Annotated in this window: 14 protein-coding genes, 1 tRNA gene and 1 pseudogene; 12 read left to right on the top strand and 4 right to left on the bottom strand. The window is 68.1% G+C overall.

Annotation, left to right across the window (positions count from 1 at the left end; translation table 11 throughout):
- Positions 1 to 409 precede the first annotated feature (409 nt).
- From G8760_RS17830 to lplAB, 6 genes are all read left to right on the top strand, one after another.
- Positions 410 to 1,444, top strand: a complete 1,035-nt coding sequence (locus G8760_RS17830; protein ID WP_166353653.1) for a 3-isopropylmalate dehydrogenase — start codon at positions 410 to 412, stop codon at positions 1,442 to 1,444.
- 145 nt (positions 1,445 to 1,589) lie between these two features.
- Entirely contained in the window at positions 1,590 to 5,135 is a 3,546-nt protein-coding gene (locus tag G8760_RS17825) for a S8 family serine peptidase (RefSeq protein WP_166353651.1), read from the top strand.
- Between the two features lie 202 nt (positions 5,136 to 5,337).
- Positions 5,338 to 6,435: a branched-chain amino acid aminotransferase gene (locus G8760_RS17820; RefSeq protein WP_166353649.1), complete on the top strand. Its 1,098-nt coding sequence runs from the start codon at positions 5,338 to 5,340 to the stop codon at positions 6,433 to 6,435.
- Between the two features lie 385 nt (positions 6,436 to 6,820).
- On the top strand, positions 6,821 to 8,440 hold the full coding sequence (gene cimA, locus G8760_RS17815; RefSeq protein ID WP_246222594.1) for a citramalate synthase: 1,620 nt from the start codon (positions 6,821 to 6,823) through the stop codon (positions 8,438 to 8,440).
- 30 nt (positions 8,441 to 8,470) lie between these two features.
- Positions 8,471 to 9,511 carry an NAD(P)H-dependent flavin oxidoreductase gene (locus G8760_RS17810; protein WP_166353647.1) on the top strand — a complete coding sequence of 347 codons (1,041 nt, stop codon included), beginning with the start codon at positions 8,471 to 8,473 and terminating at the stop codon, positions 9,509 to 9,511.
- 108 nt (positions 9,512 to 9,619) lie between these two features.
- Positions 9,620 to 10,666 carry a lipoate-protein ligase LplAB gene (gene lplAB, locus G8760_RS17805; protein WP_207782482.1) on the top strand — a complete coding sequence of 349 codons (1,047 nt, stop codon included), beginning with the start codon at positions 9,620 to 9,622 and terminating at the stop codon, positions 10,664 to 10,666.
- Positions 10,667 to 10,941: 275 nt separating this feature from the next.
- Here the strand turns inward: lplAB and G8760_RS17800 are convergent, their stop codons facing one another.
- Entirely contained in the window at positions 10,942 to 11,817 is an 876-nt protein-coding gene (locus tag G8760_RS17800; protein ID WP_166353643.1) for a 3-methyladenine DNA glycosylase, read from the bottom strand.
- A gap of 52 nt (positions 11,818 to 11,869) precedes the next feature.
- Here G8760_RS17800 and G8760_RS17795 point away from each other — a divergent pair, with 52 nt between their 5' ends.
- From G8760_RS17795 to G8760_RS17780, 4 genes are all read left to right on the top strand, one after another.
- Positions 11,870 to 12,406: a hypothetical protein gene (locus G8760_RS17795; RefSeq protein ID WP_166353641.1), complete on the top strand. Its 537-nt coding sequence runs from the start codon at positions 11,870 to 11,872 to the stop codon at positions 12,404 to 12,406.
- A gap of 115 nt (positions 12,407 to 12,521) precedes the next feature.
- The gene (locus G8760_RS17790; protein WP_166353639.1) at positions 12,522 to 13,307 is read left to right on the top strand and encodes a fumarylacetoacetate hydrolase family protein; all 786 of its coding nucleotides are present in this window, start codon (positions 12,522 to 12,524) and stop codon (positions 13,305 to 13,307) included.
- A 62-nt stretch (positions 13,308 to 13,369) separates the two neighbouring features.
- A complete protein-coding gene (gltX, locus tag G8760_RS17785; RefSeq protein ID WP_166353637.1) occupies positions 13,370 to 14,902 on the top strand; it encodes a glutamate--tRNA ligase in 1,533 nt (510 codons plus the stop codon).
- A gap of 178 nt (positions 14,903 to 15,080) precedes the next feature.
- Positions 15,081 to 15,155, top strand: a tRNA-Gln gene (locus tag G8760_RS17780).
- Between the two features lie 111 nt (positions 15,156 to 15,266).
- Here G8760_RS17780 and G8760_RS17775 read toward each other — a convergent pair.
- Together G8760_RS17775 and G8760_RS17770 are read right to left on the bottom strand one after the other, a co-directional pair.
- Positions 15,267 to 15,941 (bottom strand): response regulator transcription factor, encoded by a 675-nt coding sequence (locus G8760_RS17775; protein WP_166353635.1) that lies wholly within the window; start codon positions 15,939 to 15,941, stop codon positions 15,267 to 15,269.
- Positions 15,938 to 17,149 carry a sensor histidine kinase gene (locus G8760_RS17770; protein WP_166353632.1) on the bottom strand — a complete coding sequence of 404 codons (1,212 nt, stop codon included), beginning with the start codon at positions 17,147 to 17,149 and terminating at the stop codon, positions 15,938 to 15,940. The genes G8760_RS17775 and G8760_RS17770 overlap by 4 nt, the downstream gene beginning before the upstream one ends.
- 199 nt (positions 17,150 to 17,348) lie before the next feature.
- Between G8760_RS17770 and G8760_RS17765 the strand changes: the two genes are divergently transcribed.
- Positions 17,349 to 18,545: a hypothetical protein gene (locus G8760_RS17765; protein WP_207782466.1), complete on the top strand. Its 1,197-nt coding sequence runs from the start codon at positions 17,349 to 17,351 to the stop codon at positions 18,543 to 18,545.
- Here G8760_RS17765 and G8760_RS31175 read toward each other — a convergent pair.
- A pseudogene (locus tag G8760_RS31175) lies at positions 18,427 to 18,687 on the bottom strand (hypothetical protein); the annotation flags it as partial. The gene G8760_RS17765 and the pseudogene G8760_RS31175 overlap by 119 nt on opposite strands.
- Before the next feature lie 130 nt (positions 18,688 to 18,817).
- Here G8760_RS31175 and G8760_RS17760 point away from each other — a divergent pair.
- Complete coding sequence (locus tag G8760_RS17760) at positions 18,818 to 19,204, top strand: hypothetical protein (protein WP_166353630.1); 387 nt, start codon at positions 18,818 to 18,820, stop codon at positions 19,202 to 19,204.
- Positions 19,205 to 19,510 lie beyond the last annotated feature (306 nt).

Here is a 19,510-nt window from a genome sequence, read left to right as displayed (position 1 = left end):
TCGGAATGTGAGAAGTTGTGTCGATTGGCGAGACAGCGCCTCGACACGGGCGTAACGTTCACAGGGTCATGCTGTGGTCGGTACGCATTCTTAGCTGCCGCGACGGGGCCCGATAAGGCCGGCTCCCCGTCGCGGAGCCTGGTGTACCCCAGCTGGCCGGCGAGTGTTCCCGCATTCGCCACCCACATTCATTCTTAGATTCTCTGTCGGAGTATGCATCATGACTGAAGAGCAGCAGAAAGCTCAGCAGGCGTTGCAAGAGGCCATGGACCGCCGTGACAACGGCGGCGAAACCGGCCACTGAGTAACCGTCCGCTGATCAACCGGTCGCCAGCCCGGTCACGGACAGCCGTCCAAATAGTGAGAAGTGCGTACTGCCATTCGGACGGCGCGGATACCGTGGTCGGTCATGACCCAGAGCATCAATCTTGCCGTGATCCCCGGCGACGGCATCGGCCCCGACGTCGTCGCCGAGGGTCTGAAGGTTCTCGACACCATCTCTGACGTGAAGGTGTCCACCACCGAATACGATCTGGGCGCTCGCCGGTGGCACGCCACCGGCGAGACGCTGCCGGACTCGGTGCTTGAGGAGATCCGCGCTCACGACGCCATTCTGCTCGGTGCCATCGGTGATCCCACCGTGCCCAGCGGAGTGTTGGAACGCGGCCTGCTGCTCAAGCTGCGCTTCGCGTTCGACCACTACGTCAACCTGCGTCCATCGCGGATCGCCGCCGGCATCAGCACACCGCTGGCCGACCCTGGTGACGTGGACTTCGTCGTCGTCCGGGAGGGCACCGAGGGGCCATACGTCGGCAATGGCGGCGCCCTGCGCGTCGACACCCCACACGAGGTCGCCACCGAGGTCAGCGTCAACACGGCCTTCGGAGTGGAACGCGTGGTACGTGACGCATTCCGGCGCGCCCAGGACCGGCCGCGGCGCAAACTCACTTACATCCATAAACACAACGTCCTGGTCCACGCCGGCCATCTGTGGCGCCGCACCGTCGAGCAGGTCGCCGCTGAGTTCCCCGGGGTCGACGTCGACTACATGCACGTCGACGCCGCCACCATCCACCTGGTCACCAACCCGAGCCGGTTCGACGTCGTGGTTACCGACAACCTGTTCGGCGACATCATCACCGATCTCGCCGCGGCCGTCTGTGGTGGTATCGGCCTGGCCGCCAGCGGCAACATCAACCCCGACCGCACCGCACCGTCGATGTTCGAGCCGGTGCACGGCTCGGCACCGGATATCGCCGGACAGGGCATCGCCGACCCGACCGCGACGGTGTCGTCCGTGGCGCTGCTGCTCGATCACTTGGGGTTGACCGAGCGGGCACAGTCGGTCCACGACGCCGTCGCCGCCGATCTGGCCAGCCGCGGCGGCGCTCAGCGCAGCACCAGCGACGTCGGAGACGCGCTGGCCGCGCGGGTCGCCGGCTAGCCACTCCGACGGGTCACCGGCTAACCATTCACGGTGGTTTGGCCGGGACGATCAACTCGCCGTGCAACCGGCCGACCCGGTCGGGCGTCTCCCCCTGTATGACGTCGACGGGAGGGCACGGATGAGGGCCCAGATCAAGGTGTGCGTGATCGCGAGCACGATAGTGGCCGGGCTGGTAGCCAGCCCGGCCGCGGCCGGTTGGGTGGGGGTTGCGCCGCCACCCAACCCAGCCCGCGATGTCACGGTGACCCTGATCACCGGTGACCAGGTCATCGTGCCGCAAGGCCAGCCCCACCGGGCCATGGTCGAGGCCGGACCCGGCCGTCAGGGCATCGAGTTCCGGATCGACCGCGGCCCCGACGGGTTGCACGTGCTCCCCGCCGACGCGATCGGCGCGCTGGCGGCCGGTACTCTCGACCGTCGCCTGTTCGACGTGACGACACTCATCGAGGCCGGTTACGACGACGCGAGCATCGAACACATACCGCTGATCGTGGCACCGGACCTCGGCGAGCTGGACCCCGCCGATGGGGACCCGGCACGTGTTGGGGAGGCGCCCGACGCGGGGGAGGCGTCCGAACCGAGGGAGGCGTCCGATGCGGGGGAGGCGCCCGATCCGAGCGGCGCTGCCGCTGCCCGGCTGACCGGCGAGCTCGCCACCGCCGGGGCCCTGGTCACCAGGGAGCTGCCCGCGGTGGACGGTGCTGCCGCCCAGGTGGACAAAGACCGCGCGGCCGACGTGTGGGCCGATCTGCTCCCCATGGTGTCCGAGGAAGGCTCGGCGTCGGACGCGGACCGGACGTCCGACAAGCGGCCAGCCCGGATATGGCTGGATGGCAAACGCCGCCCCCTGCTCGACCGCAGCACCGTGCAGGTGGGTGCACCGGCGGCGTGGGAGATGGGACTCTCGGGGGAGGGGATCGTGGTCGGCGTCCTTGACACCGGGATCGACGACGACCACCCCGACCTGGCCGGACAGGTCACCGCCCGACGCAATTTCACCGACGAGGACGACGGCGATCTGGTGGGCCACGGCACACATGTCGCGTCCACGGTAGCCGGCACCGGCGCCGCCGCTGAGGGCCGCTACCAGGGGATGGCCCCCGGCGCGCGGCTGGTGGACGCCAAAGTGTGTGAGAACGACGGCTGCTCAGACTCGGCCATCCTCGACGGGATGTATTGGGCCGCCGTCGAACAAGGGGCGCGGGTGGTCAACCTCAGTTTGGGCGGCGACGACACTCCGGAGCTGGATCCGTTGGAGGAGGCGGTGAACCGGCTCAGCGCCGAGACCGGCGCCTTGTTCGTCGTCGCTGCCGGTAACGACGGACCATTCGAGGAGACCGTCAGCTCCCCAGCAAGCGCGGACGCGGCCCTGGCCGTTGCTGCGGTGGACCGTGACGACGAGGTCGCGCCGTTTTCCAGTCGTGGCCCACGGCTCGGCGACAGTGGCGTGAAGCCGGAGATGAGCGCGCCGGGTGTCGGGATCGTGGCGGCGCGGGCACAGGACGGGTGGATCGGCGACCCCGTGGGCGACGCATACACCAGCCTCGACGGCACGTCCATGGCGACACCACACGTGGCCGGTGCGGCGGCACTGTTGGCCGAAGCGTATCCGGACTGGGACGGTGCGCGAATCAAAGCGGCACTCGTATCAGCGGCCACGCCGGGTGCGGAGCTGGATGTGTTCGACCAGGGCGCCGGCCGCCTCGACCTTGCCGCCGTGGTGGGAGGGACCCTGGTGGTGGAGCCAGCGACGGTCAGCTTCGGAGTACAGCAGTGGCCGCACGATGACGATGAGCCAATCACGCACACTCTGACCTACAGCAACCTCGGCGACGAGCCGGCCACGGTGGATCTCACCGTGGAGGCGGCCGGGCCGGCCGGCGCCGCGCCGCCGGCCGGGATGTTCACCCTGGAAGCCGACCAACTCGTGGTCCCGCCGGGTGGCACCGCCAGCACCACCGTCACCGCGGACACGACTGTTGGTGGCCCGGACGGCTATTACACCGGCCGGTTCGTGGCCACGTCGGCAGACACCGTCGTGCGCACGACCTTCGCGATCGAGCAGGAGGTGCGCAGCCATGACGTCATACTGACTCACCTCGGCCGGGACGGAACCCCGGCAGAGCTGTTCAGTACCCACGTGAGCGGCCACGACGCTGAGCTTCACACGTGGGCGGACGGCGTCGCCGGTGACGAGGTGCGGCTGCGGCTGCCAGCTGGGCGCTACGCGCTGTCGTCGTGGATTCATGGGGCGGACGACAACACGGTGCTCGGATACCCGATGCTCGACCTACAACAAGACATGACGGTGGTGATGGACGCCCGTGAGGCGGCGCCGGTATCGGTCACCATGCCGGATGAGGCGGCGACGCTGGAGTGGGTCGACGTCGGATTCGCGATGCAGGTGAACCCGGACCTGCCGCGGCGGGCCGTCGGCTTCATCGACGACACCTTCGATGGTTGGTCCATTGGGCATCTCGGTCCCACGCTGGAGCCCGAGCAACTCGAGGGACACGTCTCCGGGTACTGGTCCGCTGAAGATGACGCCGCAGCGGTGTATGGGGCCGCCTGGTTCGTCCCCGGCGAGGTTCCGACCGGGTACAGCCGCGACGTCGGCGCAGATGAGCTGGCCACCGTCGAGATGGACATCGCGGTCGAGGGGGCGGAGGACGAAGCCTCGGGGAGCCTCTCCGCGGCTGGTCCGGCGGGACTCGGCTCCGCCGGCGGTCCGCTGCCGAGCGTGGAATTGCCGGGGACGATGCGGGTACACCTCACCACCGACGGCGCGTGGTGGTACCGGGACCTCGCCTTCGACGGCAATGACCGCTGGTTGTGGTCCCAGCCGACCCGGCACGTCGCCGGTGAGCAGCTGCGCGAACGGTGGAACACCGCCGTGTTCGGGTTCGGGGTGCAGGCGGCGGCGCCATGGTGGGATCCCTTCGGCGCACCGGATGGACCTGCGGGATCCACGGGGTCGGCTGGGCCGGGTGTGGGGCGCGAAGCCGGGCTTTCCGTCGTGGCGGGTGTGGGGGCGGAGGCCGGGCCGGCCGTCGTCCCGGCGGCATACCGGGTGGGCGACCAGATCGTGGTGAACCTGCCGGACCAGGCCGATGGTGGCGGGCATGGCGGCTGGGGCCATCCGCCCGAAGCACGAACGGCGCTGTATGCCGACGGCGAGCTGGTCGGCGAGACAGGCAACGCTGGGTACGGCGAGTTCACTGTGGCCCCTGAACCGGCCGAGTATCGCCTGGAGGTGTCGTTCCGCCGTCCGGATTCGGACGCTGTGCTGTCCAAGGACGTTTCGGCGGTGTGGGTGTTTACCTCGGAGCGAGAAAGTGAAGCGACGGCTTTGCCGATGTCGGCTGTACGGTTCGTTCCGGATGTGGACGAGTACAACCGGCTGCCGGCTGGGCGGCCCGCTCTGGTGCCGGTACACGTCGACGCGCTACCTGGGGCAGGGCTGATCCGGCGGGGCGACCTGCACGTCGACGTGTCCTTCGACGACGGGCGCACCTGGGAGAAAGCACCAGTAACTGGGGCGCGGCCAGACCGATGGCGAGCGCTGGTTCGGCCGCGACAGGGCGCGGAGTTCGTGTCGCTGCGAGTCCAGGCTACCGACGCCGACGGCAACACCATGGAGCAGACCGTGCTGCGCGCCTACGCCCTGACCCCGTCCCACCCGCACTAGCCTTTCCCCATGATCATGAACACTTTGCCGTGCCATGGCACGGCAAAGTGTTCATGATCATGGGCGGGGATGAGGTTCCGGTTTACTACTGGCGTGCGGGCCAGGTAACGTTTCTTCGGATGTCCTACTAGTTGGCCCAGGGCACCATTCGTCGACACATAGAATTGTCGACCCCGACCATTCAGCTTGAAAGGACCTCGCCATGACTGCGACCGCGCCGGCACTGGAGTTCTCGACGACCCTCTCGTCGAGCCCGGTACCGGCCGAGCGCCGGGCCGAGGTTCTCGCCGCTCCCGGGTTTGGCACCACGTTCACCGATCACATGATCACCGCCACCTGGACCCCCGACGCGGGCTGGCACGACGCAAGCCTACGGCCGTACGCTGCGCTGTCCCTCGACCCGGCCACGGCCACCCTGCACTACGCCCAGTCGATCTTCGAGGGTCTGAAGGCGTACCGGCACGCCGATGGCTCGGTGTGGACCTTCCGGCCCGAGGCCAACGCCGCTCGTTTTCAGCGCAGCGCCGTGCGTATGGCGTTACCGGAGCTGCCGGCCGCGGCGTTCGTCGACTCACTCGACCTGCTGGTGCGCACCGACGTCGAGTGGGTGCCATCGGGCGGCGAAGCAAGCCTCTACCTGCGGCCGTTTATGTTCGCCTCCGAGGTGTTCCTCGGCGTTCGGCCGGCCAAGCAGGTCACCTACGCGCTCATCGCATCGCCCGCGGGAGCGTACTTCGCCTCCGGCGTGAAGCCCGTCAACATCTGGCTCAGCTCGGAGTACACCCGCGCCGCGCCCGGCGGCACGGGAGCGGCCAAGTGCGCTGGCAACTACGCCGCCAGCCTCATCGCCCAACAGGAAGCCATCGCCAACGGCTGTGACCAAGTGTGTTTCCTTGACGCCAACGAGAGCAAGTGGGTCGAGGAGCTGGGCGGCATGAACCTGTTCTTCGTCCGCGCCGACGGCTCGGTCACCACACCCCAGCTCACCGGCACGATCCTCGAAGGCATCACCCGCGACACCGTCCTCACCCTGGCCGCCGACCGGCAGATGAAGGTGGAAGAACGTCCGGTGTCCATCGACGAGTGGCGCGACGGCGTCGGCTCCGGAGAGATCACCGAGGTATTCGCATGTGGTACGGCCGCGGTGATCACACCGCTGGGCCGGCTCGCCTGGGACGGCGGCGAACTCACCATGGGTGATGAGCCGGGGCCGGTCACCCAGGAGTTGCGCGCGGCGTTGCTGGACATCCAGTACGGCCGGGCCGATGATCAGCACGGCTGGATGCATCGCGTCGTCTGATCCGCCAGTCGTCCCGCCCCGCGGCCTCCGTGTTCCACGTTGTCCGGCCGGACAACGGGAGGGCGACCGGAGGAGCGGCTGTCGGTAGCGCGTCCAGCCAGTGGTACGGCTGTTCACCATGTGGACGCAGGCGCTGGCCGGATCGTCGAGTCTGTGGCATGCTACGAAGCGATGTCTTTCCAGATGATTATTATTGGCGCGCGTCGGCACTGAGCATCACCGCCCGGCGCGCCAGACCCTTCGCTTCTGCGAGGGGTCTTTTGCATTCCAGGGAGCATGTGCGGTCCGGGAACGCGTGGCGCCAGCGGGACACGGTGAGCATCGGTGGCCGGCACGCACCGAACATTCGCACGCAATCCACCCACACACGGATCGGGGAAGAGCAGTGACCAGCACAGCGGAGCAGGCCAGCGGCGTGGACCCGGAGGCGTTTCACGTCTACGACACCTCCCTGCGAGACGGAGCGCAGCAGGAAGGGTTGTCCCTGTCCGTCCAGGACAAGCTGGCTATTTCCCGGCACCTCGACGAACTCGGCGTCGGCTTCATCGAGGGTGGTTGGCCGGGCGCGGTGCCGAAGGACACCGAGTTCTTCCGGCGGGCGCGTCACGAGCTCCAGTTGACGTCGGCCACCCTCGCCGCATTCGGGGCCACCCGGAAGGCCGACGGTCGGGCCGCCGACGACGAACTGGTGCGGGCCCTCGTCGACGCCGAGACCGAGGTCGTGACACTCGTCGCGAAGAGCCACGTCGGGCACGTCGAGCGGGCGCTGCGTACCACCCGGGCCGAGAACCTGGAGATGATCCGCGACACCGTGTCGTTCCTGACCGGCGAAGGGCGGCGGGTGTTCCTGGACGCCGAACACTTCTTCGACGGTCACCGGTTGGACCGTTCCTATGCCCTCGAAGTGGTCCGCACCGCCGCGGAGGCCGGGGCCGACGTCGTCGTCCTCTGTGATACCAACGGTGGCATGTTGCCCGACGACGTGCGGGCTATCGTCGCCGACGTTCTCGACGCCACGGGGGCGCGGGTCGGGATCCACGCTCACAACGACACCGGGTGTGCGGTGGCGAACTCGCTGGCCGCCGTCGATGCCGGGGCCACGCACATGCAGGGTACGGTCAACGGTACTGGGGAGCGGACCGGCAACGCCGATCTCATCACCGTCGTCGCCAATCTGGAGTTGAAGCGCGACCGCGCGGTGTTGCCCGCCGGTGCGCTGCAGGAGTCCACTCGCATCGCGCACGCGATATCGGAGCTGGCCAACGCCGTGCCGTACTCGCGCCAGCCGTACGTTGGCGCCAGCGCGTTCGCCCACAAAGCCGGGCTGCATGCTAGCGCCATCAAGGTCGACCCCGACCTCTACCAGCACACCGACCCGGCGCACGTCGGCAACGACATGCGCATGCTGGTATCCGATATGGCGGGGCGGGCCAGCGTCGAGCTGAAAGGGCGCGAGCTCGGCTTCGACCTGTCCGACGACCGCGAACTGGTGACGCGGGTGACCCAGCGCGTCAAGGAGCTGGAGGCGGCCGGATACACCTTCGAGGCCGCCGACGCGTCGTTCGAGCTTCTCCTACGCGAGGAGGCGGCGGGTGAGCGACCGCGGTTCTTCGACGTCGAGACCTGGCGGGTGATCACCGAGTCCCGGCCGGGCAGCGAAGCGATCAGCGAGGCGACGGTCAAGCTGCGTGCGGGTGGTGAGCGGGCCGTCGTCACCGGTGAAGGCAACGGCCCGGTGAACGCCCTCGACCATGCGCTGCGGGCCGCCATCGGCACGTTGTATCCCGAGATCGACAAGATCGAGCTGATCGACTTCAGGGTGCGGATTCTCGACGCCTCCCACGGAACCGACGCGGTGACGCGGGTGCTCGTCGAGATGACCGATGGCGTACGGTCGTGGGAGACCGTCGGTGTCGGCGCCAACATCATCGAGGCGTCGTGGGAAGCGCTGGTCGCCGGCGTTACCTACGGCCTGCTCAGGCAGGGCGTGCAACGGGTTTCCTGATTTCCGCCGGCGACGAGAGGAAGAACCCGGGTGAGCCTGGCCGATGTACTCAACAGCGAGCTTCCCATCGTCCAGGCACCCATGGCGGGTGTGCAAGGCAGCGAGCTAGCCGCCGCGGTGTGCGACGCCGGTGGCCTCGGCTCACTACCCTGCGCGACGCTCGGCCCGGACGGTATCCGGGCCGAACTCACCCGCATCACGACGTTGACGAACGGGCCGTACAACGTCAACTTCTTCTGCCACACCGCGCCGCCGCCCGACGCGGAACGAGACAAGGCATGGCGGTTGCGGCTGCGGCCCTACTACGAGGAGTTGGGGCTCGATCCGGACGCTCGGCCGTCCGGGCCGACGCGGTCGCCGTTCGACGCCGACGCTGCTGATGTCCTCGACGAGTTCCGGCCGCCCGTCGTCAGCTTCCATTTCGGGCTGCCGTCGGTTGAGCTGCTGGCCCGGGTGAAGGCGTGGGGGTCGACGGTGTTGGCGTCGGCCACGACGATCGACGAGGCGCGTTGGCTGCACGACGGGGGAGCCGACGTGATCATCGCCCAGGGGCTCGAAGCCGGCGGACATCGAGGCATGTTCCTCACCGACGACCTCACAACTCAGGTGAGCACGCTGACTTTGGTGCCGCAGGTGGTGGCCGCCGTCGACGTGCCAGTGATCGCCAGCGGCGGGATCGCCGACGCTAGGGCAGTGGCGGCGGCGCTAGCGCTCGGCGCTGAGGGAGTGCAGGTCGGTACCGCGTATCTGCGCTGCCCGGAGGCGACCACCTCACCGGTCCACCGTGCCGCGCTGGCCAGCGAAGACTCGCGGCACACCGCGTTGACCAACGTGTTCAGCGGACGGCCAGCCCGGGGCCTCGTCAACCGGGCGATGCGTGAACTCGGCGCGATGCGCGACGACGTGCCCGCTTTCCCGCTGGCGTCGGCCGCCGTAGCGCCGCTGCGGGCGGCTGCCGAGGCGCAGGGGCGTGGCGACTTCTCGTGGATGTGGGCGGGCCAAAACACCAGTGGGTGCCGGGAGGTCGGCGCGGGTGAAATCACCCGGGACCTCGCCGCCGGCCTCCCCTAGCCCCCTCCCCATGATCATTGGCTTTTGACTACCGGATCCGGTAGTCAAAAGCCAATGATCATGGGGAGAGGTCGGAACAGTCGGCGTGGTTCGGTGGTTGCACAGGGTGTGCATGGTGAATTCAAGGTGCCGGGCGGAAAACTCGTCGTCGCCGACCTCGTCGTTCATGACCACGTCATCGAGAAGGCCACCATCAGCGGCGACTTCTTCCTCGAACCCGACGACGCGCTAACGCGGATCAACGAGGCGCTCAGCGGCATCCCGCTGAACACTCCGGCGGCCGAGTTGTCGGCCCGAGCCCGGACAGCGCTCGAAGGGGCGGTCTCACTCGGGTTCGATGCCGACGCGGTCGCCGTGGCAGTACGCCGAGCCGTCACCGGTGCGACGGGCTGGACCGACCACCAATGGCACCTCCTCCGGGGCGAGCCGTACGAACCCGCGCTGCAGATGGCGTTGGAGGAGGTGATCGCCGATCAGGTCGGCACGGGGGAGCGGCCACCAACGCTGCGGGTATGGGAATGGGCGTCCAACGCGGTGATCATCGGCAGCTTTCAGTCGGTGCGCAACGAGGTGGACCTCGAGGCGGCGCGTCGGCATGATGTCACCGTCGTCCGCCGGATCAGCGGTGGCGGGGCGATGTTCGTCGAACCCGGGAATACGATCACCTACTCGCTGTACGTCCCGGAGTCGCTGGTGTCGGGGTTGTCATTCGTCGACTCGTACGCCTTCCTGGACGACTGGGTGGTGGGAGCGCTCAACGACCTCGGCGTGGCCGCGACGTACCAGCCGATCAACGACATCACCTCGCCTGTGGGCAAGATCGCCGGCGCCGCACAGAAGCGGCTGGCTGGAGGCGTGGTGTTGCATCACGTGACGATGGCGTACGACATCGACGCGGCGAAGATGCTGGACGTGTTGCGCATCGGCCGGGAGAAACTCTCCGACAAGGGCACGAAGAGCGCCAACAAGCGGGTAGACCCACTACGCAGCCAGACGGGGCTGGATCGCGCCGACGTCATCAGCCGGATGGTGGCGACGTTCCGCACCCGTTACGGTCTGGCGGACGGCGAACTCGACGGTGCGACGCTGGCCCGAGCTCGGCAGCTCGCCGAGACGAAGTTCACCTCGGACGACTGGCTCTACCGCGTCCCCTAACCCCCGTCGTGCACCTGATCTCCGTTTCCGCACCTGATCTCCGTTTCCGCATCTGATCGCGTCGTCACAGCATGTGGACACTTCTCGATCAGATGCACGACCGCACGCCGCAGGGCGGTTTCCGCATCTGATCGTTCTACCGTTCGCATCTTGAGATGTATCCAGACGCCGCTGCGGCGCGTTGACCAGCAGCGTTGCCATCACATCCGCATCTGATCGTCGCCATGAAAACGATCAGGTGACAAAACGGAGATCAGGTGCGGAAGCGGGGTGCGCTAGGGTGTGGTCGGCGACGGTGCTGGATGACACGCGTCGACCACGTCGAGGAGCCGACGGCGTAGCGCGGCGGCACGTTCGGCGAATTTACGCTGCGCCGCGGCGTACTCAGCCTTGCCCTCCCGCGTCTCTATACGCACCGGCTGGTATCCGAGATCGGCGAGGTCGTACGGGGAGGCGCGCATGTCCAGCACTCGGATCTCCTTGGCCAGCTCGAAGGCATCCGCGACCAACTCGCTCGGCGTGAGCGGACTGAGTTTGTACGCCCATTTGTAGAGGTCCATGTTGGCGTGTAGACAGCCGGGCTGTTCCAGCTGCGCCTGGTGCGATCGGGTGGGTTGCACGGTATTGCGGGGGCGGGCCGGCTCGGTGAAGAACCGGAAGGCGTCGAAGTGGGTGCACCGGATCTGGTGCGACTCGACGACGTCGTCGGTGCCGCGGTGTCCGAGCCGCAGCGGCCAGGCTTCATGCCGGACGTCACCAGGGGCGGTCCGGTACACCATGGCCCACTCGTGCAGTCCGAAACAGCCGGTGAACGCGGGCCGGGACGCGGTTGCGGACAGCAGGTCGCGCACCCACCGCAAGGTGTCCGCCCGCTCGGCGATGAACGCCGGGTCGAGGACGGTGCCCTCCGCCGTTGGGTGGTACCCGCGCCATTGGGCGTGCGGAGCGTCGCCGGCGAGCGTCACCCCTGGTCCAGGGTGCCAACGGCGGAGGCGGGCTGGGCGTTGACTGTAGTACGTAAACAGGAAATCTTCGACCGGGTGGGCCCGCCCTTCGTCGCGGCGGACGAGGTGCTGGCCGATGAGAGCGTTGACCCGTCGGGCGTGCGCCTCGGCGCGGCGTCGCCACTCGGGTTCGGTCAGGACCTGCACGTTCTCCAGCCTACGAGGACCCAAAGCGCGGGCCGGTGGATAGGGTGCCAGCATGAGAGACGACCCTGCGCAGCGGGCTGCCGCCAGTGCCAGCCGGGAGACCCCGGCCAGTGGACGGCTCGCGGTCCGGTCGGTCCTGGGTGCCGTCGCTCTGCTGCCTCTGCTGATCGCAGCGAAGACGCTGGTCGTTGCGGCCGGGCTGGTCGGGCCCGGCGTCGTCGGCTACCTCGTCGCTGGTCACCTCGGGGCGACGACCGGCTGGTTGGTGGCGGCCGGGTTGACCATCGGCGCGGCGCTCACCGTCGTCGCGTGTTACGCCGCCGTCGTGCGAACGTCGGACTCCGCTGCCATCGTCCATGACGTCGCCGGCGACGCGGGGGTGTGGGTCGCCGCGGGCTGGCTGGTGGCCATCGGCTGGCTGGTCGGCGACGCGGTGTCGACGACGGCCGCGGTGGCCGGTGTGCTGATCGCCGTGGCGGTTGTCGCGGCGCTGGGGGTCGTCGTGGTGTCGCGCCTCGACGCCGACGTGGTGACCGTCCTGCGTCGGCGCGCTGCTGGACGCTCTCGCCACCAACACCACGGCTCCTGAAACGCCCCCCAATCGGGCCGGGTGGATCGCCGGTTGAGCGGTGGCCACCAGGGCGACGCGACGTGCCGGCGAGTCCGGTTCGATCGCCGCCGTCGGTCCGAGATACTCTCCGTGCGTGCGTATAGCGAGGTTCACGACGGGTGACGACCCGCGATTCGGTGCGGTTGGTGAAGATCAGGACGGCCAGACTGTCCTCGCCGTTCTGGAGGGCGACCCGCTGTACAAGCCCATCCAGCTCACCGGCGAGAAGATAGCCCTGGACGACGTCCGGTTGCTGGCGCCGGTGATCCCGCGCAGCAAGGTGGTGGGCGTCGGGCGCAACTACGTGGAGCACGCCGACGAGCTGGGCAACGAGGTGCCGGCCGAGCCGTTGTTGTTCCTGAAGCCGAACACGTCGGTGATCGGCCCGGACGATCCGATCGTGTTGCCCGCGCACTCCGCGGAGGTGCACTACGAGGCTGAGCTGGCCGTCGTCATCGGTCGGATCGCCAAGGACGTCCCGGCCGAGCGCGTGCCCGAGGTCGTGCTCGGTTATACCTGCGCCAACGACGTCACGGCCCGTGACCTGCAACGTAAGGATCACCAATGGGCCAGGGCCAAGGGGTTCGACACGTCGTGCCCTCTCGGTCCGTGGATCGAGACCGACCTGGATCCCGCTGACGTCGCGGTGCGCTGCCAGGTCAACGGTGAACGTCGGCAGGACGGGCGGACGTCGCGGATGGTGTTCGACGTCGCCGCTCTCGTTTCCTACATCAGCGCGGCGTTCACCTTGCTGCCCGGCGACGTGATCCTCACCGGCACCCCGGCCGGTGTCGGGCCGATCAACGCCGGTGATCACGTCGTCGTGTCGGTTGAGGGTATTGGCGTGCTGGGCAATCAGGTGGTGGCCGCCGCCGACTGACGGTCCGGCGCCCCGGCAAGTGTTCGTGACAGTTCCATGTGTCGTATATGAACGTGAAGGTGATGTCTGTGACTGACGACCATGCGTCGGACGCGTTCGTGCTCGGCGACGTCGCTCCGAGCGACGTGCGGGTGCGGTTCTGCCCGTCGCCCACCGGCAACCCGCATGTCGGGTTGGTTCGGGCGGCGCTATACAACTGGGCGTTCGCCCGCCACTACGGCGGCACGTTCGTGTTCCGCATCGAAGACACCGATGCCTCGCGGGACAGCGAGGAGTCGTATGAGGCGCTGCTGGCGTCGCTGCGTTGGCTGGGCCTCGACTGGGACGAGGGCCCGGAGGCCGGGGGAGACCACGGACCGTACCGGCAGTCGCAGCGCTACGACACCTACCGCGACGTCGCGGCCCGTCTACTCGAGTCGGGTAAGGCGTACCACTGCTACTGCTCCACCGCCGAGCTGGAGGAGCGCCGGGAGGCTGCCCGGGCGGCGGGGAAACCCAGCGGCTACGACGGCCACTGCCGAGTCCTGACCGACGAGCAGGTGGCGGCGTTCCGGGCCGAAGGGCGCGAGCCGGTCCTGCGCATGCGTACCCCCGACGAGACCGTCACGTTCACCGACCTGATCCGCGGTGAGATCAGCGTCGACCAGCACAACCTTTTCGACTACGTCCTGGTCCGGGCCAACGGTCACCCGCTCTACACCCTGGTCAACCCGGTGGACGACGCGCTGATGGGGATCACCCACGTGTTGCGCGGTGAAGACCTGCTGTCGTCCACTCCACGGCAGATCGTGCTGCACGAGGCGCTGCGGGAGCTGGGTATCGCTGGCGGGCCGATGCCACGCTTCGCGCACCTTCCACTGGTGACGGGCGACGGCGGACGCAAACTGTCGAAGCGGGAGCCGGAGTCGTCGTTGCAGCTCTACCTCGACCGCGGCTTCCTGCGTGAGGGCCTGCTCAACTATCTGGCGCTGTTGGGCTGGTCGATCGGCGGCGACGAGGAAGTCTTCTCCCTGCCGGAGATGGTTGCGGCATTCGACGTCACCAAGGTCAATCCCAATGCTGCCCGCTTCGACCTGAAGAAGGCCGAGGCGATCAACTCCGCCTGGGTACGGCGGCTCACCGTCGACGATCTCGCCGAGCGAATGGTGCCACACCTGCAGGAAGCGGGGCTGTTCGCGCATCCGCCCTCCGAAGCGTCGTTGGAGCTGTTGCGGGCAGCGACACCTCTCGTGCAGGAGCGCATGGTGGTCCTCGAGGAGAGCGTCGGCATGCTGGGGTTCCTCTTCGCCGGGGAGGGGTTCGCGGTGGACGAGGCCGACGGTGCGAAGGTTCTCACCGACGCCGCCAAACCCGTGCTCGAGGCAGCCGCGTCGGCCCTGCGAGAGGCGGAGGTGTGGTCGACGGAGTCGATCGAGCAGGTCTTGCGGGCAGCGTTGATCGAAGGCCTCGGGCTGAAGCCGAAGCTGGCGTTCGGGCCGGTGCGGGTGGCGGTGACGGGACGTCGGGTGTCGCCGCCGTTGTTCGAGTCGCTGGAGCTGCTCGGCCGCGAGACGACGCTGGACCGCCTGGAGGCGGCGTTGAACTCCCTCCCTTAACCGCCCACTCCCATGATCATGAACACTTACCCGGGTGATAGCACGGATAAGTGTTCATGATCATGGGGCGGGGTGACGGGGCGGGGTGACGTACGTCGCGACGTGTCGGTTTGGAGCCTGAGCTGCCGGGCGGCTATTCTTACCGGGCGGATCAGGCGGCAGGCCCGCCCGATGCCCTTGGGGTATGGTGTAATTGGCAGCACGAGTGATTCTGGTTCACTTAGTCTAGGTTCGAGTCCTGGTACCCCAGCCACGTTCTTTGCGCCGTTCAGGGCACATTTCGATCATCTGAGCCAAGTTCCGGGGCGCACCAGAGGGCATGGAGTGCGGTCACGTCGGCATGGTCGTCCGGGCAGCGACACGATCAGGCGTCCGGCACAGCGCGCACCAGGCCGCTGGACCATGCCCAGCCCGCCACGCCGACGCGGTTGCGCACGCCCAGCTTCTGCTGGATGTTCGCGAGGTGGTTCTTCGCGGTGCCTGGGCTGATGAACAGCTCGGCAGCGATCTCGGCGTTGCTGTATCCCTGCGCGACGAGCCGTGCCACGTCTCTTTCGCGGTCGGTCAGCGCATCCAGCGGCACGGCACCGTCGGTCCCACTGCGCTGGTCCAACGGGCGCATGTGCCGCAGAAGCCGGACCGTGATCTGCGGGCTGATCAGCGTGTCCCCGGCGACGGCCGCACGTACCGCCTCGATCAGCAGATTCGGCCCGGACCGTTTCAACAGGAAACCGCAGGCGCCACTGCGCAAGGCCGTGTGCACATAGGTGTCGAGATCGAACGTCGTGACCACCACCACCCGCACCGGAGCGACCACCGACGGCCCGGCCAGGCGCCTGGTGAGCTCGAGTCCGTCCATCCGGGGCATCCGGATGTCGGCGAGCACGACGTCCGGGCGGAGCCGGCCAACCAGGTCGAGCGCCGCGACGCCGTCCTCGGCTTCGCCTACAACGTGCATGTCCGGCTGTGCGTCCAGCACCATCCGGAACGCACCGCGGATGGCTTCTTGATCGTCGGCGATGACGATCCGGGTGGTCATCGTGGGGCCTCCTTGTAGGTCGGGGCGCTGGCCACCAGCGGGAACCGGGCCCGGACCGCCCAGCCGCCGGCGATGGGCCCAGCGTGGAACGTGCCTCCCATGGCCTCCACCCGTTCGGATAAACCGGGCAGCCCGAGCCCGCCACTGCGGCCGGGCTCGACGGCCGGCGCCCCTGCGCCCTCATTGCGCACCACCACCTCCAGCTCGTGGGCATCGTGGTGGACGGCGATCTCGACGGTGTCCGACGACGGGGCGTGCCGGCGGATGTTCGTCAGCGCCTCGACGACGACGCGATACACCGTGCCGGCCAGCTCGCGCGGCACCCGCAACGCCAGAACCGGATCCACCGACAGATGGACGACGGCCGAGCTAGTGCTGCCGAACCGTTCCGCCAACTCCGGCAGTTCGGCCATACCGGGCAAGGATCTGTTCTCGGCGTCGGACCGCTCCGGGTTTTCGGCGCCTCCGCGGAGCAAGTGCACGGTTCGGTCCATCGACGTCATGGCGCGCAGGCCGGCCGCCTCGATCCGGCGCAGCACCGGGTGGGCCGGGTGAGTGTCGTCGATGATCACTTGGGCGGCCTGCGCCTGGGCGATCATCTCGCTGACGTCGTGTGCGACGTAGTCGTGTAGGTCGTGCGCGAGGTCCAGCCGCTGTGCCTGCCGGGCGGCGGCGACCGCGCTCGTCCGGCGATCGTCCAAGTGGCGAAGGTAGACGCTGATCGCGGCCGCCACGATGGGCCCGAGCGCCCAGAAGGCCACGGCATAGAGCGACTCTTCCGGTGAAAGCTGATCGGAGTCCGCGGGGCCGATGATGCGCAGCACGCCGACGGCCGCCGCGAGGCCGGCCGAGGCGCCGGCGATGGCTGCCGAACGGACGGGCGCCCATCGGACGACCATCCCCACCAGCACCCACAGCAGCACGGTTTCGACGACGGCCAACGGTGGCATGCCCGGCCAGTCCAGTAGCCGATGGCCGACGGTCGCCGCACCCGACACCGCACCGGCACCGCCTACGAGCCATGGCAGCCACGTCTTGGAGAGGGGCCACCAGAACATCACGACGGCTGCCGCTGCCGTCGTCGTTGCCAGCGGCCGGGCCCACGGAACAGCGACGCCCCACCCGCACAGTGCGGCGACCAGTACCGAACAGCCAGCACCCCGGAGCACACGGTGGGAGACGGCGTGCCTGTATGATCCGTGGATCATTGGTCTCGCCTCGATGCCGCCGTGTTAGTCATCAGTCTGAGCCTACTGGCAGGCGGGTAGCAGGACCTGTGCCGTTCGGCATATTTCCGGTGGTCAGCAGCGCTTGATACGGGCCGGACGGCATCTGGTCGCGCGAACGATCCACGCGAAGGCTAGAGGTGTGAGCGGGAACGACCCGCGTCGCACTCGGAGGTACAGCATGATCGATTCCACATCCGCCGACGCCGGGACTGGCTCAGCGCACGCAGGGACCGGTGAGCCCGAGCCGGGGCACGCCAGGACCGGTGAGCCCGAGCCGGGGCACGCCGAGGCCGAACCACCTCGCGGTCCGATTCGCAGGGCCTTGGGCAGTTGGCGGTCGTGGGCAGGCTACGCCGCGGCCGTCTGGTCGTTCGGCTACGGCGCACTAGGGCTGCTGTGGACCTTGGGGGTGCCGGGGTTCCCGTTCGGCGAAGGCGACGCGCCCGGAGCCCGGCACCACTCGATGCTCGGCGAGGCGACCGCAGCTGGGGCCGGGCCGTGGATCGCTGTTCTCGGGTTCGCGGGTGGGCTGGCCGGAATCGGCCTCGCCCGGGCCCGCGCACGCGGGACGCTCCGATCGTCGTTGATCGCCTCCGGCTGGATATTCGCCGTCGTCCTCATCCTTTTCATCCCGGACCACCGGGTCCTGATGACGATCGCTTACACGCCGGCGATCCTGGCCCTTCCGTTCGGCTGGCCACCGATGGGGGCTGGTGAGTTCTTCGCACTGCTCTACCCGTGGACCAATCTCAACCTGGTTCTGTGCGCTCTTGGCGGAGTGCTCTTCGCCGCGGCTACCGTGGCGTTCCACCTTCGTACGCTCCGCGCCTGTCCGCGGTGCGGCCGGCGCCCGGGCGCCACCGAGAGTTGGACCACACCGGCCGCCGCGGCACGGTGGGGCCGCTGGGCCGCGTACACGGCGGCACTCGTTCCGTTCACCTACGCGGTGGTCCGGTGGCTCTGGGCATTCGGCGTACCGTTCACCGTCTCGCGCGAGTTCCTCGATGAGCTGCACGAGGACGGCCTCGTCTGGGCCGGAGCCTATCTGGCGACGTTGGGTGCCCTGGGCGGGATCCTCACCCTGGGTTTGGTGCAGCGCTGGGGTGTCATCTGGCCCCGGTGGGTGCTCGGCCGAGCCGGCAGGCGGGTGCCCCCGATGTTCCCGATCATGTTCGCGTCGATCGTCGCCGTCGCGCTGGCTTCAGCAGGGATGGTGATGGTCCGGCTCACCGACTGGACCGATCCGGAGGCCGTCGTCAGTAATCCGGGTGTCCTGTGGCCGCTCTGGGCCGTTGCTCTCGGTGCCGCCGCGCTCGCTTACCACTTCCGTACCCGTGGAGCGTGCCGGCGTTGCGGCACGCACCCGTTGATGTAGAACCCGCAGGCACAGTGGAGGGCTTCCCCGCGTCGCCGCCGTTGCACTTCGCGTAGATCCGCAGTAGGCCATCGACGGAGTGTCCGGCCCAGTTGGCGACCCATTCCGCCGGCACGCCGGCGTTGAGCCAGGTGGACACGGCTCAGAGCGAAGGCCAGTCATATGACAGATGCGGTGTTGTTGATCTTGTCGGAGGCTAAGGTTTCTTAGTCAGACCGGCGGTTGCGGCTCACGAGGCGGCTAATCGTCATCAGTGCAAGGGGAGACGAAACATGTCCAACAAACCCAGGTCCAGGATGGCTGCGTGTGTGCTGGCCGTCGTCATGATGCTCGGTGTCGGGGCTGTTGCTGCTCCGTCGGCGGGAGCGAGTTCCGCCTCGGGTAAGGCCGTCGCGGCCGCGACGGTGACGGCGGGAGCGGTCACCGGACACGTGGCGCCGGCCACGATCTGTCCGTACGTGGTCACGGCGACGACGCCCCGGTACCGATATAACCGTGGGCCCGAACACGACGGATACTTCTCCAAGGGGCAACGGCTCAACGCGGATCCGAATCCAACCGCGACCAAACGGCTGAGGACAACCCAGAAAATCGGAAACAACCACTACTACGTGGATGCTCGTCACGTTAAACGAACTGGCGACCAGTGCCGGGCGTAGTTGCTGAGTCAGCGTAGCCGTTGGGGCAGGTCCACGATCTTCTGACCACTCGTGCGATGGCGTTTGATTCGGCGTCGGAATGAGTGGGGATGAGGTTTCGCGGGCGCTGCCCCATTCGGTGTTTGGTCGGCTGGTTTTCACACGAGTGGGTTCGGTCGGTGAGACGGCGTGAAGAACGGCCGCTTGTCACCTTCTTCCGGCGGCGGAGGTCCGTCGAGTGCATGGGGCTGGTTTCGCGGGCTGAGGTGTGCGTAGTTGCACATGCCAGTCGTGTGACAGATGCGGTGTTGTTGATCTTGTCGCAAG

It is taken from the genome of Phytoactinopolyspora limicola (assembly GCF_011320225.1).
Lineage (GTDB): Bacteria > Actinomycetota > Actinomycetes > Jiangellales > Jiangellaceae > Phytoactinopolyspora > Phytoactinopolyspora limicola.
This window is presented reverse-complemented; position numbering and strand designations above follow the sequence as displayed.